The organism is Tepidibacillus decaturensis (assembly GCF_001561915.1).
Classification (GTDB): domain Bacteria; phylum Bacillota; class Bacilli; order Tepidibacillales; family Tepidibacillaceae; genus Tepidibacillus_B; species Tepidibacillus_B infernus.
Genome location: NZ_LSKU01000001.1, coordinates 1,069,413 through 1,086,772, shown reverse-complemented (window position 1 = coordinate 1,086,772; position 17,360 = coordinate 1,069,413). Strand labels below are relative to the sequence as shown.

The 17,360-nt window shown below is 35.4% G+C and carries 13 protein-coding genes and 2 pseudogenes; 11 read left to right on the top strand and 4 right to left on the bottom strand.

Going from position 1 to position 17,360, the window contains the following annotated elements:
- Positions 1-11 precede the first annotated feature (11 nt).
- The 3 genes from U473_RS05325 to thiE are packed head-to-tail and all read left to right on the top strand — an operon-like array spanning position 12 to position 2,535.
- A complete protein-coding gene (locus U473_RS05325; protein ID WP_068727487.1) occupies positions 12-788 on the top strand; it encodes a thiazole synthase in 777 nt (258 codons plus the stop codon).
- Position 789: 1 nt separating this feature from the next.
- The gene (gene thiH / locus U473_RS05320; RefSeq protein WP_068724107.1) at positions 790-1,896 is read left to right on the top strand and encodes a 2-iminoacetate synthase ThiH; all 1,107 of its coding nucleotides are present in this window, start codon (positions 790-792) and stop codon (positions 1,894-1,896) included.
- A gap of 6 nt (positions 1,897-1,902) precedes the next feature.
- Positions 1,903-2,535, top strand: coding sequence for a thiamine phosphate synthase (thiE, locus tag U473_RS05315; RefSeq protein WP_068724104.1), 633 nt, complete (start codon positions 1,903-1,905; stop codon positions 2,533-2,535).
- A gap of 70 nt (positions 2,536-2,605) precedes the next feature.
- Here thiE and U473_RS05310 read toward each other — a convergent pair whose 3' ends face one another.
- A complete protein-coding gene (locus U473_RS05310; RefSeq protein WP_068724102.1) occupies positions 2,606-4,075 on the bottom strand; it encodes an amidase in 1,470 nt (489 codons plus the stop codon).
- A gap of 144 nt (positions 4,076-4,219) precedes the next feature.
- Here U473_RS05310 and U473_RS05305 point away from each other — a divergent pair.
- From U473_RS05305 to U473_RS15165, 3 genes and pseudogenes are all read left to right on the top strand, one after another.
- Positions 4,220-4,922: pseudogene (locus U473_RS05305) on the top strand (SDR family oxidoreductase).
- Positions 4,923-5,175: 253 nt separating this feature from the next.
- A complete protein-coding gene (locus U473_RS05300) occupies positions 5,176-5,895 on the top strand; it encodes a YebC/PmpR family DNA-binding transcriptional regulator (protein WP_068724098.1) in 720 nt (239 codons plus the stop codon).
- Between the two features lie 95 nt (positions 5,896-5,990).
- Positions 5,991-9,237: pseudogene (locus U473_RS15165) on the top strand (DEAD/DEAH box helicase).
- Positions 9,238-9,480: 243 nt separating this feature from the next.
- On the opposite strand, the gene bioB reads toward U473_RS15165, so the two are convergent.
- Positions 9,481-10,458 (bottom strand): biotin synthase BioB, encoded by a 978-nt coding sequence (bioB, locus tag U473_RS05290; protein ID WP_068724095.1) that lies wholly within the window; start codon positions 10,456-10,458, stop codon positions 9,481-9,483.
- A gap of 31 nt (positions 10,459-10,489) precedes the next feature.
- On the bottom strand, positions 10,490-11,041 hold the full coding sequence (locus U473_RS05285) for a biotin transporter BioY (protein WP_068724092.1): 552 nt from the start codon (positions 11,039-11,041) through the stop codon (positions 10,490-10,492).
- 299 nt (positions 11,042-11,340) lie between these two features.
- On the opposite strand from U473_RS05285, the gene U473_RS05280 reads away from it, so the two are divergent.
- From U473_RS05280 to tsaA, 5 genes are all read left to right on the top strand, one after another.
- Complete coding sequence (locus tag U473_RS05280) at positions 11,341-12,504, top strand: KamA family radical SAM protein (RefSeq protein WP_068724090.1); 1,164 nt, start codon at positions 11,341-11,343, stop codon at positions 12,502-12,504.
- Positions 12,505-12,547: 43 nt separating this feature from the next.
- Positions 12,548-13,903 (top strand): type I glutamate--ammonia ligase, encoded by a 1,356-nt coding sequence (gene glnA, locus U473_RS05275; protein ID WP_235589069.1) that lies wholly within the window; start codon positions 12,548-12,550, stop codon positions 13,901-13,903.
- Between the two features lie 245 nt (positions 13,904-14,148).
- The gene (locus U473_RS05270; RefSeq protein ID WP_068724088.1) at positions 14,149-14,529 is read left to right on the top strand and encodes a VOC family protein; all 381 of its coding nucleotides are present in this window, start codon (positions 14,149-14,151) and stop codon (positions 14,527-14,529) included.
- Positions 14,530-14,559: 30 nt separating this feature from the next.
- On the top strand, positions 14,560-15,537 hold the full coding sequence (locus U473_RS05265; RefSeq protein ID WP_068724086.1) for a S66 family peptidase: 978 nt from the start codon (positions 14,560-14,562) through the stop codon (positions 15,535-15,537).
- 89 nt (positions 15,538-15,626) lie between these two features.
- Positions 15,627-16,043 carry a tRNA (N6-threonylcarbamoyladenosine(37)-N6)-methyltransferase TrmO gene (tsaA, locus tag U473_RS05260; RefSeq protein ID WP_068724083.1) on the top strand — a complete coding sequence of 139 codons (417 nt, stop codon included), beginning with the start codon at positions 15,627-15,629 and terminating at the stop codon, positions 16,041-16,043.
- 120 nt (positions 16,044-16,163) lie between these two features.
- Here the strand turns inward: tsaA and U473_RS05255 are convergent, their stop codons facing one another.
- Positions 16,164-16,346, bottom strand: coding sequence for a DUF3889 domain-containing protein (locus tag U473_RS05255; RefSeq protein ID WP_068724080.1), 183 nt, complete (start codon positions 16,344-16,346; stop codon positions 16,164-16,166).
- Positions 16,347-17,360: the final 1,014 nt, after the last annotated feature.

The window sequence follows — 17,360 nt, the reverse complement described above, 5'->3', positions numbered from 1 at the left end:
GGAGTTTAGAAATGAAAAAATTAAGTATTGGTGGAGTTGAATTAAAAAGTCGCCTATTCATTGGAACTGGAAAATTTCTTAGTCATCAAATTCTACCAGACGTGATTCAAGTTTCGAAATCACAAGTGATTACCATGGCGATTCGACGTGTAAACTTAGATTCAAAAGAAGAGAATATTCTAGAATACATACCAAAGGACTGTATTTTACTACCAAATACTTCTGGAGCCAGAAATGCAGAAGAGGCAGTGAGAATAGCAAGACTTGCTAAAGCTATGGGATTAGGGAACTGGATCAAAATTGAAGTGATTTCGGATAATAAATATCTTTTACCAGATAATGCAGAAACGATTAAAGCAACCGAGATCTTAGCTAAAGAAGGCTTTGTTGTGCTTCCTTATATGAGTCCCGATTTAATGGCTGCGAAAAGATTAGTAGAAGCTGGTGCTGCTGCGGTTATGCCTTTAGGCGCTCCCATTGGTACAAACCGGGGATTAAAAACAAAAGAGTTAGTACAAATCATAATTAACGAGGTTGATCTTCCTGTGATTGTTGATGCGGGAATTGGAAAACCATCAGAAGCAGCAGAAGCGATGGAAATAGGAGCAGCGGCAGTGTTAGTCAATACAGCCATTGCTACAGCAGAAAATCCTGTCCAGATGGCAAAGGCTTTTTCCTTAGCAGTAAAAGCAGGGTATCTCGCTTACCATGCGAAACTTGTTGAACAACATCAGCTTGCTCAGCCTTCATCACCTTTGACAGGATTTTTATATGAAGAGGTGAATTAATGTGGGTTTTTTTGATGTATATTCCCAGTATAAGAATTTTAACTATGAACAGTTTTATGAAGAATTAACCGACTCAGACATTTTACAAATCATTCACAAGGATCGTCCAATCAATAAAATTGAATTTCTTGCATTATTATCTCCAAAAGCGGAGAACCATTTGGAATTAATGGCGCAAAGAGCTCATACCTTATCCCTTCAACATTTTGGGAAAACCGTTTTATTATATACTCCCATGTATCTTTCTAACTATTGTACGAATAAATGTACGTATTGTAGTTTTAGCATTGATAATCAAATCAATAGAAAACAATTGTCAACAGAAGAAATTGAAAGAGAAGCAAAAGCGATCGCTAGTATGGGATTTAAACATCTTTTAATTTTAACAGGAGAATCGAAAAAAGATACACCACTCTCTTACGTAATTCAAGCTGTCCATATCTTGAAAAAATATTTTGATTCTATCGGGATCGAGATTTTTCCATTGACCATAGAAGAATATCAACAATTGATTGAAATTGGGGTAGATGGCCTTACCGTATACCAAGAAGTATATAATGAGGAAATTTATCGAAACGTTCACCTTGCAGGTCGTAAACGTAACTACCATTTCCGACTTGATGCCCCAGAGCGGGGATGTATTGCTAAAATGCGCAATGTAAATATAGGAGCATTATTAGGTTTAGGTGAATGGCGAAGTGAAGCCTTCATAACTGGCCTTCATGCGAATTACTTACAAAATAATTACCCTGATGTAGAACTCAGTGTATCTTTCCCACGAATTCGTCCCCATGTAGGGGTTTTTGAAGATATATACGAAGTAACTGATCAGAATTTGGTGCAATTTATGTTAGCGTTACGTATCTTTTTACCTCGTGTAGGGATGACTATTTCAACAAGAGAACGCCAAGGATTTCGTGAGAATTTGATTCCTTTAGGAGTAACAAGAATGTCTGCTGCTTCATCAACGGAAGTGGGAGGACATTCAATAGAAGATGCTGGTGATGGGCAATTCGAGATCGATGATCAACGAAGTGTGGAACAAATCAGAACAGCGATTTTCAAAAAAGGGTATCAACCGATTTTTAAAGATTGGGTAAGGATATGAGGAATAATGTTATATCTGATTACGAATCGAAAAATTGTAAAAAAAGGAAGTTTCATAGATATCATCGAGAAAGCAATATATGGTGGTATCGATGTCATTATTTTGCGAGAAAAAGATCTATCCAATAAAGAATTATTCCCCTTGGCATTAAAAATAAGAGAAATCACAAAGAGTAATCAGGTAAAATTAGTGATTAACCATCATTTAGAAGTTGCAAAAGAAGTGCAAGCAGATGGCTTTCATACAAGTTATGAAAACTTTATAAAAACAGAAATCGACTTTGCTGGTGTCATAGGCGTTTCAATTCACCATTTGCAAGAAGCGAAAAAAATTGAGAAAAAAGTGAATTATCTTCTTGCAGGGCATATTTTTGAGACAGATAGCAAGAAAGGGCTTAAACCAAGGGGGATATCCTTTATTAAAAATCTAAAACAAGAAGTAAATATTCCTATTGTAGCCATAGGAGGAATTCATTTACACAATATTGAACAATTACTTATAAGAGGAATCGATCATATTGCAGTCATGTCAACGATTATGTCATCTGAAGACCCTTATCAAACGACAAAAGAACTAAAAATCAAAATGAGGGAATTTGACAAGTTTGCATCGATTCCTGTGATAACCGAAATAGGATGAGTGGATGATTAAAAAGGCCGCATTTATGCAGCCTTTTGTATATTGTAGGTATGAAAATGTTCCGTAAATATTATAAATTTGGCGGTTTTCTGTGTTTTGTTGCTTGTTCATATGAATAAGCAATTTCAATTAATGTTGGTTCACTGTAAGCTTTTGCAGTAAATGTTATTCCAACCGGTTCACCTTCTTGTGTGTAGCCTGCTGGAACAGTAATAGAAGGATACCCAGCCTTTGCAGGGATGCTTGCGCCAAAGTTATTCGGAAATACGATTGCATCTAAATCATGCTCTTTCATGACAGCATCAATACCTTTTTCTTTGGATAAATACTGATCCCTTTCCAAACTATTCAAATAAGTTGGCTCTGTCAAATTTCCGCTTGTCTTCTCTGAATCAATGAAGATTTTTTGCCCATATTTGAGTGCGGATTCTCCTGTTTGCTCATTGAAGCGAATAATATCAGCTAAGGTACGAATACCTAATGAAGGATTTAGCGTTTTTAAATAAGCATTGAGATCCGATTTAAATTCATATATTAAAACGTTATAATCCCAATTTTCTTTTGTAGAAGGAATCGTTACGTTCTCAATTACTTCCGCACCTAAACTGGCTAATTGGTGAATAGCCGTATTCATCACTTCTAACTGCGATTCGTTTAAGTAGTCAAAATAAACCTCACGTGCGATTCCGATTCTTTTTCCTTTTAATCCGTTTACTTTTAAAAATTGGGTAAAGTCGATTTTTTGTAGTTCGGAACTTAGTGTAATGGGATCGTTTTGATCAACACCCTGAAGAACATTTAACAGAATTACTGCATCCTCCACGGTTCTAGCTATAGGCCCTGATGTGTCTTGTGTGTGTGAAATAGGAATAATCCCCGAACGACTAATAAGCCCAACAGTAGGTTTGATACCAACTAAAGAGTTTTGACTAGCAGGACTTAGAATAGAACCAGAAGTTTCAGTACCAACTGAAACCACTGCAAAATTAGCTGCAACAGCTGCTGCTGAACCAGAACTTGACCCACCAACGATAAATTTGCCTGGACCATAAGGATTCATTACTTGGCCACCTCTAGAACTATATCCTGTAGGCATATTTTCGGCCATGAAATTCGCCCATTCAGTTAGGTTTGTTTTACCTAAAATGATCGCCCCAGCTTCACGAAGTTTTCGCACAAGAAAGGCATCTTCAGTTGCATAAGAATTAGCTAAAGCTAATGAACCTGCACTGGTGTGCATTTTGTCCGCCGTATTGATATTATCCTTGATGACAACAGGAATTCCATGAAGTGGTCCACGACTGCCTTTTTCTTTTCTTTCGAAATCTAATAAGGCTGCTATCTGAAGAGCTTCTGGATTTACTTCGATTATGGAGTTGATTTTGGAGCCAGATTGATCGAATTCAGCAATTCGAGAAAGGTACATGAGAACCAAATCTTGGGAAGTTAGTTCATTTTTTTCTAGCTTCTCTTGTATTTCACGGATAGTGATTTCAATAAGCCAATCATTCTTTAGTTTTTCTAATTTTTGATTTATCATAGAGGCTCTTCCTTCCTTTGTAAATTAACTTAAAACGATAGTTCAACATGATCAACTAAATTAAGAAATTCGACATCATATACTTGAATCCTTCTCATCAAAAAAGGAATAGCTTCCCAAAAGAGGATTTAATTCGCCCTTTAACTGAGAAGGGACTTGAAGATACGAAAAAGTTACAAATGTACTTTTGAATATTTAATGGAACCAAAACCAATCTTCGAAAATCCTAACTATGTTGGAAGTGGAAAATTAAAGAATAAAGTTGCAATTATAACTGGTGGTGATAGTGGTATCGGTAGGGCAGTAGCAATTGCATTCGCTAAGGAGGGAGCAGATGTTGTCATTGTCTATCATAATGAACATCAGGATGCTACCGAAACAACAGAAAAAATTAAGCAACATGGAAGAAATTGTTTGGCTATTCCCGGTGATTTGCGTAATGAGAGCTTTTCTCAGACTGTTGTAAATATGACGAACCAAACATTTAAGAAAGTAGACATCCTAGTCAATAATCAGGCAGTACAATATCCTCAAAAAAGCATTCTTAATATTACGTCAGACCAACTGATTCATACCTTTCAAACGAATGTTTTTGCCAATTTTTATATGGTTAAAGCTGTACTACCTTACCTTCAACAAGGTAGCACAATTATTAATACTGTTCTGGACTCCATTAATTCCATCGAGTTTTTCAGAAAAAGATGTTGAGAAGTTTGGTATCAATACACCAATCAAAAGAGCAGGACAACCATTCGAATTAGCTCCAGCATATGTTTATTTGGCATCTGACGATTCAAATTATGTATCTGGTCAGGTAATCCATGTCAATGGCGGAACAATCGTATGATCCTAAGAAAGAACCCAGTAGTTATCAATAAAATATACTATAATTATTTAATGGGCAACGTGTAATCTTCACACGTTGCTTTTTTTGAGACCTATAATTAAATTACAGCCAGTATTTTTGGTTAATAAACTCGTACAAATTATGCAATTAATGTATAATATAATCTAGTGAAATGCTGCATCTTCATGTTGAAGAAGCAGCTATATCATATTAATATTTTTGTGTAGATTTAAATTGAAAGTGAGTGAACATGATGGGTCGTAAGTGGAACAATATTAAAGACAAAAAAGCGTCAAAAGATACAAATACGAGTCGTATATATGCAAAGTTTGGACGCGAAATTTATGTCGCAGCAAAACAAGGGGAACCAGATCCAGAATTAAACCAGGCATTAAGAGTCGTAATCGAGCGTGCAAAAACATACAATGTTCCAAAAACGATTATTGACCGTGCCATTGAAAAAGCAAAAGGTGGCTCAGATGAAAGCTACGACGAACTTCGTTATGAAGGCTTTGGACCAAATGGATCAATGATAATCGTAGATGCACTTACAAATAATGTGAACCGTACTGCAGCAGAAGTGCGTGCTGCATTTAATAAAAATGGTGGCAACATGGGAGTAAGTGGATCTGTATCATATATGTTTGATGAAACAGCTGTCATTGGTATTGAAGGTAAAACAGCAGATGAAGTACTTGAAATATTAATGGAAGCAGATGTAGATGTACGTGACATTTTAGAAGAAGATGAAGCAGTGATCATTTATGCGGAACCTGACCAGTTCCATGCAATTCAAGAAGCATTTAAGAAAGTAGGTATAACTGATTTTACAGTTGCAGAAATAACCATGCTTGCACAAAATGAACTAACACTTTCAGAAGAAGCACAAGCACAATTTGAAAAATTGATTGATGCATTGGAAGATATAGAAGATGTTCAACAAGTATACCACAATGTGGATCTTGATGAATAATATATAAAAGTTAATCTTTTTTAACCTTTTTTGAAAAGAAGAAATCATTGTATATTGGTTATATTGTGATAAATCAAAGGGAAAAGTGATGCCAAATGACACCTACAGCTTCAATTTTATCAAAAGAAACCATTAAACAGATGTTCAATCATACAGCATATGAACGGGGACTTACCTATTTTAAACAAGGCCGTGTAAAAACTTTATATTATGAACCGAAAGACGAGTGTTGGGTTGGGAAAGTTCTTGGTAATGATACCTATTATGTAACGGTAGAACTGCATGATCACTATATAGACTCTAGTTGTGATTGCTTGGCTTATGAACAATTTGGGCAGTGTAAGCATGAGGTTGCTGTTTTGCTAGAGATGGTGAGACATCGTGAACAAATAGAAAACGTCCATTTAAAAGAGAACCCGATTAGAAAAAGAGACAATGGACAAACGACACGATTCATTGAGACTTTTTCTCAAAGACAATACACTGAGATTCGAAATATCAATTCTGCTAAAGATCAACTTATGGTGGAGTATATCTTAAAAGCAAAATCTCATTATCCCTATTATAGTGAAAATTACCTGACGATTGAGATGAAAACGGGACTAAACCGAACATACGTAGTAAAAAATATAAAGGATTTCCTAAGAGCCAGTGATCATGAATCCTATGTATTTACGGCAAATTTTAGTTATGAACCAGCTGAACATGCTTTTTCTAAAGAAGATGAAGAGATTTTGAAAATTTTACGTGCCATTGCAAAAAATGAACAATTGTATCTAGATGCATCGCCCTATCAAAGACATACTTCGTATACTGAAAGTCGAGAAATGATCATCCCCCCAATCGTTGTAGACGAACTGCTGTTGAAATTAAAAGATCGAGAGACAAGGTTTGAATATCCACCCCATTCGGTTCCAACCATTGACGTTTGTAATGAAGAAGAGTTACCGTTTTCCTTTGAGTTACAAAAGGGGAAGGAAGAGGATTTCGAATTAAAGCTAAACGATATAACATCAGCTATATTATTTGAACCGTATGGATATTTGTATTTTAAAGGGACATTTTATAAACTTTCTGCTATTCAACAAAAACTAATGAAAGATTTCTTTTCTCTCATGAGAAATAAGAGAGATAGTTCTTTACTTATCTCTAAAGATCAAATTGAACCATTCTTATCCAATGTCACACCTGCACTTGAAGAAATCGGCACTTTGACAATTGACGAAACCATTTCTGATCAAATTCTTGCACCGGATCTTAAAACGAAAATATGGATTGATTATAACCAGGATATCCTAAATGTGAACTTAGAATATCAATATGGGGATCGGATACTCAACCCATTTTTATTAGAAACGACAGAGACTACGGAGAATCAGGAGACCATTCTGATTCGTGATATTGTCAAAGAACAAGAAATCATGAGCATTTTGGAAGGCGCTCCATTGAAATATAATGGAAAAGAGTTATACCTTGTAGGAGAGGAGGATCTCTATCAATTCCTCTACCATACCTTACCTCTCCTTGAAGAAAAAGCGGAAATTTACTTGACCCGTTCCGCTCGCTTATTAATGATTCCAGAACAGCAAAAGCCTGTTGTTTCTATTGATCTTGATTCGAGCGGGGATTGGCTTGATGTTCGTTTTGATATTAGTGGAATAGACCAGCAAGATGTCCAAAATATCCTTCAATCAGTCATAGAAAAGAAGAGATATTATCGACTTCATAATGGGACATTTGTTCCCATTGATGATGACGATTTCGCAACCATTCATCAATTGATCGATGAGCTAGACATTAGAAAATCAGAATTACAAAAGGGTGAGATCAAACGACCGTTATTTAAAGGAATGCTGATTGATGACATTGTTAGCAGTAGTCGAGATTCATCTATTCGATTCGGGAAAACCTTTCGCCATTTCATTAAAAATTTTAAAAATCCTGATCAGTTAGATTTCGATATACCCCAATCATTACAGGCATCGTTACGAGATTATCAGAATTTTGGCTTTCAATGGATGAAAACATTGTCTCATTACCGCTTAGGAGGAATCCTCGCTGATGATATGGGACTGGGTAAAACCATTCAGGCCATAACTTTTATGACATCAGAAAAAAAAGAGAAAAAAGAGCTTCAACCTATGTTGGTCGTTGCTCCTGCATCCCTCATCTACAATTGGAAAAATGAATTTCAAAAGTTTTCTCCTGAATTAAAAGTAAGAATTATTGACGGCAATCCAGAGGAACGAAAAGAACTTATTCAATTTTCAAACGAAATCGATGTTTGGATTACCTCTTATCCTATGTTGCGCCAAGATATTGACCTATACAAAAAAAGCAATTTTCTGTCTTTATCATAGATGAAGCACAAGCGATGAAAAATCCAACGACGAAGATTTTTAAAGCCGTACAGGAGATTCAAGCAAGTCAACGTTTTGCCCTTAGCGGAACACCGATTGAGAACTCGATTGATGAGTTGTGGGCTATTTTCCAAGTCATTTTACCGGGATTTTTCCCAAATAAATCGGCTTTTAAATCCATTGCGCCTGAGAAAATCTCAAAATTGGTTCGACCATTTATTTTAAGACGTGTAAAGAAAGACGTTCTAAAAGAACTTCCTGATAAAATCGAAACCGTTCAAGTATCTGAGCTAACAAAACAGCAAAAAGAGTTATATCTCGGCTATTTGGAGAAAATTCGAAATGAAACTAAAGCATCAATCCAATCGGGTGGGTTTAATAAAGACCGAATCAAAATTTTGGCCGGTCTTACTAGACTTAGACAAATTTGCAACCATCCAGGGCTTTTTTTGGAGAACTATACAGGTGAATCAGGAAAGTTAGAACAGCTCATAGAATTAGTAGAGACCTCGTTAGAAAACGGGAATCGATTATTAATCTTTTCACAGTTTTCAAGCATGCTTCAAATCATTGGCCAAAGATTGCAGGAGAAGGGATTGGACTATTTTTATCTTGATGGCCAAACACCAGGCAAAGAACGAGTTTTGATGGCTGATGATTTCAATCGTGGGGAAAAGGAGATCTTCTTAATCTCATTAAAGGCGGGAGGAACCGGCTTAAATCTGACAGGCGCAGACACGGTAATCCTCTTTGATTTATGGTGGAACCCTGCCGTAGAAGAACAAGCAACAGGGCGAGCACATCGGATGGGACAAAAAAAATCGTCCAAGTCATGCGCCTTATCACCAGTGGCACAATCGAGGAGAAAATTTACGAATTGCAGCAACGGAAAAAAGAACTAGTTGAAAAAGTGATTCAAACTGGTGAACAAATGATTACAAGCTTAACTAAAGAAGAATTGCAAGAGATATTGGAAATTTAAGGAAAATATGATTAATATCAAAACCCCTTCTCACAATCGTATATTTTTTTGACGATTGTGAGAAGGGGTTTTTGTTATTTTGCGTGCCCAGCAAGCCATTGATTGCTAGTTAATAAAAATCTAACCTAGGTAAGAGCCAAGTCACCTAGTAGCCTAGTAGCTAACGGGCAACCAATGAAGAAATCTTAATTTTAGGACATTGGACTCATTCACGCAGAGTTAATGAATAAAAAAATTTATCGCTTACACGACAAGTTCCCTTGTTACTTCATATCCCATTTGTTTTAACATTTTTATATCGTCAGTAATTTTGTTTCCTACCGTAGTTAAATAATCTCCCACAAGCGCAGCGCTTGCTCCAGATTGAAAACCTTTAGCTTGGTTCATACCTAATAGTTTTCTTCCGCCTGCTAGACGGATATGAGCGGTAGGAAGTATAAAACGGAAAATGGCTATTGTTTTTAAAATTTCACTGGTTTCTAAAGGCGGTGTATTACCTAGTGGGGTACCAGGTATTGGCGTTAAAATATTAATTGGAACCGATTTTACATTTAATTGTTGTAAATCTAAAGCCATGTCAATTCTGTCTTCCATTGTTTCACCCATTCCGATTATTCCACCACTACAAATGTTAAGTCCAGCATTTTGTGCTTGTTTTATCGTCTTAATTCGGTCATCATAGCTATGTGTCGTACAAATGAATGGGTAAAAATGGCGACTTGTTTCTAGGTTATGGTGATAGGTGGTTACACCGATTTCTCTTAATGATTTTGCTTTATCAAAAGAAATAATACCTAAGGAAGAACAGAGTTGAATTGATGTGTTATCTTTTAATATTTTGTAAACACCTAAAATTTGAGTGAAATCGCGATCGCCAATTCCTTTACCACTTGTCACAAGTGAAAAACGATGGGCTCCTTGTTGTTCAACCTTTTTTGCTTGAGATAATGCAGTATCCGCGTCTACTAAGGGATATTGTTCAACGTCGGTATTATAATGACCAGATTGTGCACAAAATTTACAGTTTTCAGAGCAACTGCCAGACTTTGCATTCATAATCGTACATAAATCTACTTGATTACCTAAATAATATTCTCGTATCTCGTTTGCTGCATTTAAAAGTTCTTCTAGATTTGTGCCCTCAATATTCGATAAAGAGATAGCTTCATATTTTGAAATGAAATGGCCTGATATAACTTTCTCCTTTAAGCTTTGAATCATATAATTCCCCCATTTCTTTTAACTAGTTGCTTTATTCAAATACTAAATTAGACGCTTTGAGACTTTGTTTAATTGGGATAATGATCATTGAAGCGATAACGATTTTCACGATATCAAGTAGTATGAATGGGGCTACACCAAATTCAAAAGCTTTAGACCAAGAAAGATGAAGGATTAACTTAAGCTGCACTGCCCCAAATAAATAGATAAAGATAAGACCTATTAAAGAGATAATAACAAAATGTGTCGAACGATAACGTAAAGATTTACCCTTCGAGTTTTCAAACAGTTTTCCAATAAGGTATGTAGCCACAATATAACCAATAAGATAACCACCCGTTTTCCCTAATAAAACATGAACCCCTCCAGAAAAATTAGCGAACACAGGAACTCCGATGGCACCTAAAAGAACGTAGATAATCATAGAGATTGTTCCCAGTCTAGCGCCAAGTAGTCCAGCCGCTAGATATACACCAAAAATAGATAAAGTAATCGGTACTGGTCCAATCGGAATGCTTAATTGTGCCAGAATGGCAGTAATAGTAGCCATCATCGCAGCAAAAACCCAATTTCTTGTACTCATCAAAATCTCCCCCTATATTGTCGATTAATTTAGAATTATCATAATACGTTCTAAAATTTATGTCAACCATTATTATTAAATAGGTTAACAATTAAAAGGTTGATTCTTCTTTATTAAAGTGTAGACGATGGAGCCAAAATTCTTAGAAGCGTTTGATGGATTAATCGAAAAATATTGTGAAAAAGTTGATTTTGGATATGAACAGTATTATAATTTTACGTATTTTTTGACTATTTACATATTTTGCTGTTATAATAAACAATGTAAGTAAAAAAATATAAAAACTAAGGAGGAATTTAATGACACAACCAAAGTATATTACGGACATTGACCAAGTTGTTCAGATTCCAAAAGAGGAGAGAGAAATCCTTAAACGAATTACCAAAAAATTTGCATTTCGAGCCAATGAGTATTACTTAAGTCTGATTAATTGGAAAGATCCGAACGATCCAATACGAAGATTGGTGATTCCTAATCAAGGCGAATTGATGGAATATGGTCGTTGGGATGCTTCCGATGAAGAGTCGAATTATGTCGTCCCTGGATGTCAGCATAAGTACAAAACCACTGCACTGTTAATTGTCTCTGAAGTGTGTGGTGCTTATTGTCGTTATTGCTTCCGAAAACGGTTATTCCGAAATGATATTAAAGAAGCAATGAGTGATGTAGAACTAGGAATTCAATATATCAGTGAACATCCTGAAATCAATAATGTGTTGTTAACAGGAGGAGATTCACTTATCCTTGCAACCCTAAAGCTACGAATGATTATTGAACGACTTCGTTCGATTGCCCATGTCAAAGTTATTCGTCTAGGTTCCAAACTCCCTGTTTTTAACCCCATGAGGATTTACGAAGATCAATCATTATTAGATCTGATCAAAGAGTTCTCAACCCCAGAAAAACGCATCTATATCATGGCACATATTAATCACCCACAAGAAATTACTTACGAAGCGAAAAAGGCATTTCAGGCATTGCATGAAGCAGGGGCGATTATAGTCAATCAAACCCCTATTTTAAAAGGAATTAATGACGACCCTGTAGTTCTAGGTGAATTATTAGATAAGTTATCCTGGGCAGGTGTTACTCCATATTATTTCTTTATCAACCGCCCTGTTGTTGGAAACCGTGACTTTGTTCTTCCACTTGAACGTGTATACCGGATTGTAGAACAAGCAAAAGCAAGAACATCCGGATTAGGAAAACGGGTGCGTTTATCTATGAGTCATTCTTCTGGCAAAATTGAAATCCTAGCGATTGAAGATGGCAAAGCTTATTTAAAATATCATCAATCTAAACATGGCGAATATGGGAAATTCATGGTACTTGATTGCCCAAAAGATGCAACTTGGTTTGATGATCTACCAGGAAATGAACAATATTGGAACAAACCAAAGAAAAAACGGCAGCAGGTTGTATGGGAAAAAGAGGAACAATCTGTGAAAGCGATTAATGGATAATCGATACAAAGTAAAAAATATATGATGGGAGTGGTTGGTTCTCGTGGCTTCTACCTTGGAATTAAATGTAGAGCAACAGGCAAAAGAACTCATTTGGAAAAAAGTAAAGGAACATAACATCGAATTCATTCGGTTAATTTTTACGGATATTTTTGGATTTGCGAAGAATATGACTATTCATAAAGACGAATTAGATGATGCGATGAATGGGAAATTGATGTTTGATGGTTCTTCGATTGATGGATTTGCACGAATTGAGGAATCCGATATGTATTTGAAGCCAGATTTAACAACATTTCAAGTATTTCCTTTGAGGCCCAATGAAAAATCAGTGGCTCACTTTTTTTGTGATGTATATGGAACAGATGGAAAACCATTTATGGGATGCCCGCGCAATACTTTAAAAAGAGTGTTAAAAGAAGCAGAAGAAATGGGCTACCAATTTAATGTAGGTGCTGAAGGGGAATTCTTTTTGTTCTATCGGGATGAAAAAGGAGAACCGATTTTTAACATTCACGATCATGCAGGGTATTTTGATCTATCTCCTATAGATAAAGGGGAAGATGCACGTCAAGACATTATTCTCACGATGAAAAAGTTTGGTTTTCATATTGAAGCAGCCCATCATGAAGTTGCACCTGGACAACATGAGGTGGATTTCAAATACGGTGATGCGTTATCTATTGCAGACAAATGGATGATGTTCAAAATGATTGTGAAAAACATTGCAAATAAGCATGGATTATACGCCTCATTTATTCCGAAGCCATTTGCCAATCAAAATGGTAATGCCATGCACTGTAATCAGTCATTACAGGATAAAGAAGGAAACAATGTGTTTTATGATAAACAAGATCCTTTAGAACTTAGCAAGATTACAAAGAATTATATTGGGGGTTTACTAAAGCATGCAAAAGGAATGGCGGCGATTACGAACCCGACAATTAATTCCTATAAACGGCTAATTCCTGGGTTTGAAGCACCTACGAATATCTCTTGGTCGAGAGGAAATCGATCTGCACTCATTCGAATTCCCCATGCACGTGGAAAGAGAACAAGAATCGAGTTAAGAAACCCTGACCCAACCGCAAACCCATATTTAGTCTTTGCAGTAATGTTAAAAGCAGGGTTAGAGGTGATCAAAAAGGGAATGACTCCTCCAGAAGAATTTGATGGAGATGTAACTGACGTTATCGAAAATCTACCAGTGATAGAAACAGAGAGATACCCTAGAGACCTACATTCAGCGTTAGAATATATGCGGAAGGATATACTAGTAAAGGAAGTAATGGGTGAACACGCATTTACCACATACATTGAGGCAAAACAGTTAGAAGCCGATCAATTCGCAAGGGAAGTACATCACTGGGAAATCGATCAGTATTTAAAAAAATACTAGAAAAAGAAAGTGTTGCAGGACTTCGTCGTTAATAAAATGCATTTGAAATGGTGTGAAAAATGATGATAATTCAGATGATAATTCATTAGGCTAAAATTTAGAGCATGGTTATTTCCATGCTCAAATTTTTATTAAACCATGTACAGATAAGTTTTCTGTGAAGTTTCAAAAGTAACTTTTTAGTGATAAAATAGGGCATACGGGAAATTATATTAATTCACGATATTTTCTAGGAGGTCATACATATGATTAATAAAATCGGAAAAATCACGTTATATGTAAATAATCAAGAGGAAGCAAAAAAGTTTTGGACAGAAAAATTAAATTTTGTAGTTAAATTTGAACAACCAATGGGACCAAATATGACATGGTTAGAAGTGGGTCCAAGTGAGAGTGAATTTACGACATTTGTTTTATATGACAAAAATGTAATGAAGGCTCAAAATCCATCTAAGAACGTTTGCCATCCAAATGTCATACTAAGTACCACTGACATAGAAAATGCTTTTACAAAAATGAAGGAAAATGGCGTTGAAGTAGGGAAATTGACGAAAATGCCGTATGGGAAAATGTTTTCGTTTAAAGACCAAGATGGCAATGAATATTTACTTCGTGAAGACAAATAATCGTTTTTATTACTACAAGAGGTTGCGAACATGATACCAAACAAATTAAAACGAGGGGATGAAATTCGTGTTGTTTCTCCATCAAGAAGTTTATCTGTCGTTAACCAAGCAAATCAAAAAATAGCCATAGACCGCCTTGAATCGCTCGGATTCCATGTGACGTTTGGAGAGCATTGTTATGAAAGTGATGAATTTCATTCTTCCTCTATAGAATCGAGAATTGAAGACCTACATAATGCTTTTTCAGATCCCAACGTGAAAGCCATTCTAACTTCAATCGGTGGCCATAATAGTAATCAAATATTGAAGTATCTCGATTATTCATTAATTCAAGCAAATCCAAAGATACTTTGTGGTTATTCAGATATTACAGCATTAGGTAATGCGATATATACCAAAACTGGTTTAACCACTTATTCAGGTCCTCACTTTTCTACGTTCGGAATATTAAAAGGAATGGAATATACCATCGATTATTTTCAAAAAGCACTGATGACAGATGAAATCATAGAGGTAAAACCGTCGGATTTTTGGAGTGATGATCCATGGTATTTGGATCAAGATAATCGAACGTTTATTGAGAATAACGGTTGGTATGTCATTAATGAAAGCAAAGCAGAAGGAGTTATTATTGGTGGAAATCTATGTACATTGAATTTGTTGCAAGGAACTGACTTCATGCCGAGTTTAAAAAACACCATACTTTTCTTAGAAGATGACGAACTCACTTTCCCCGAAAATTTTGATCGGGATTTACAATCGTTGATTCACCAAAAAGGATTCGAAGAGGTTAGAGGGATTGTTTTTGGTAGATTCCAAAAGAAATCTGAGATGAGCAGGGAGATATTGAAGAAGATCATTAAGTCAAAGAAGGAACTAGATACCATACCCGTCATTGCAGATGTCGATTTTGGACATACTTATCCTCAGATTACATTTCCGATTGGTGGAAAAGTTTCAATCGTAGCGAAGGAGAATGAATCGAAAATTAAAATACTTCAACATTGACTGGTAGATTTCATCTTGGTATATTGATGATGTATATTTAGTATAAGGAAATTTATACCAAAGAAAAGTTAATAAAATGAGGTGAGAAAATGGAATTGGTTCAAATTGGTGTCATCCATAGCAATTACAAAGAAAGATTCGATACTCCACGACAAGGAAGGTTATCTGATGAAGCACAAGTAATAGAAGTATTTGTCGAGTATATGGAAGGCATGAAAGGAATAGAAAACGTCTCCCATCTGATTGTCCTTTATTGGTTTGATCGAGCGAATCGTAGAAATCCACTGTTTATCAAACCTAGAGAAGGCAATGAAAAAAAAGGAGTATTTGCTACTCGTTCGCCTAATCGACCCAACCCAATTGCTTTTTCTATTGCTGAGGTAATTAAAATTGAAGGTAATAAAATAACTGTAAAAGGATTGGAAGCTTTAAATCAAACTCCACTTCTGGATATTAAGCCGTACTCGGTTGAAATCGACTGTGTTGATTCTACTCATTTACCATAAATACGGGTTTCGTCCTCATAATTTTTGTTTCTAGTTAACATAATATATATTATAGGACGTTAAAAAATACTATTTTTCCCCAAAATTTGTTATGAAATTTATATATAATCTTCTAATCCCCTAACGATCTGTTTCTTCAAATTCTAATCTAATCACTTGATCGTTTTTTGAACGAAATCTAATTCTTGCATATACTCCAAATTCTTTTTTATCGCCTATTTTTTGAGGATCTTTTATTAACCATAATTTAAAAGTTTCCTGTGCAACTTCAGGATTTATTTCAGTTCTGCTGGTTCGGGTCATTTCGCCCAGACCCGGCTTAGAGTAAGAAAAAACATCAAGCTGGACGTGATCGTAGGCTTAGTGTATATTTCCGTTAAAATGTTGGCGGGACCCCAAAATCTGCAGTTAATTGAGCCGTCATTATAACTTTTGGTTCGCACAAAGCTATCCGTTTCCCGTTCTTTTCCCATAATCTACTTTTTTACTTTCTGGCAAAGATGCAGCTTCTTCATCTAACTCGATAACCATTTCTTTATCCGCCTGTGCTTGTGCTTTTCCTACACGTCTTACGATACTTCCTGAGGTCGTTTTATCTGGTTGTTGGATAAAAAATTTATTTTATAATTAAAAATGACCTCTTATTCCTTGTGTTCATTACTAATTTGTACCATTGAATTATATTTATTCATTAATTTTTCTCAGCTGTTACTTAACATAATATTATTATAATCTACTTTTTCCTCTATATTTAATTTTAAATTTTATATTAACTTAATAGTGGCAAGGGTAAGTCTTCATAATTTCTATTGCTATTTATTCACCCGATAAAAATCATATTAAAACCTCTTAAAACCTCTTGTTATATCTAAAGGAGTAATTCCAAAAATATACCTGGAACCTTCAGCTAAAATAGTGTCTGAAAAATATAGACAGCGGTAATCGGTAAAGCATTAAAGTAAGAATTTGTACAGTAAATAATAATCTACCAGAGTAAATAATAGCTTTTAAAAGACCATCGTAAGAAATACTGAGATTTTGAAACTGAATTTCCCTTCCTGTTTCATATAAAGGAAAGAATATCATTGTAAATATAATAAATGTCAGTATAAAATGTAAACGACGCCAAAAATAGGAAAGAGGTACTTTACTTAAAAATATTAAAGCCTGCCCGAAAATTAAATAAAGCAGAATTGGATCTATCCGGCTAATTGAAAACCCAAAAAAGATTATAAACAAAGAAGTGATTACTCGTAGAGTAGGATGTTCAATCAATAGATTCATTTACTATTTCTTCCTAATAATATACCAAGTACC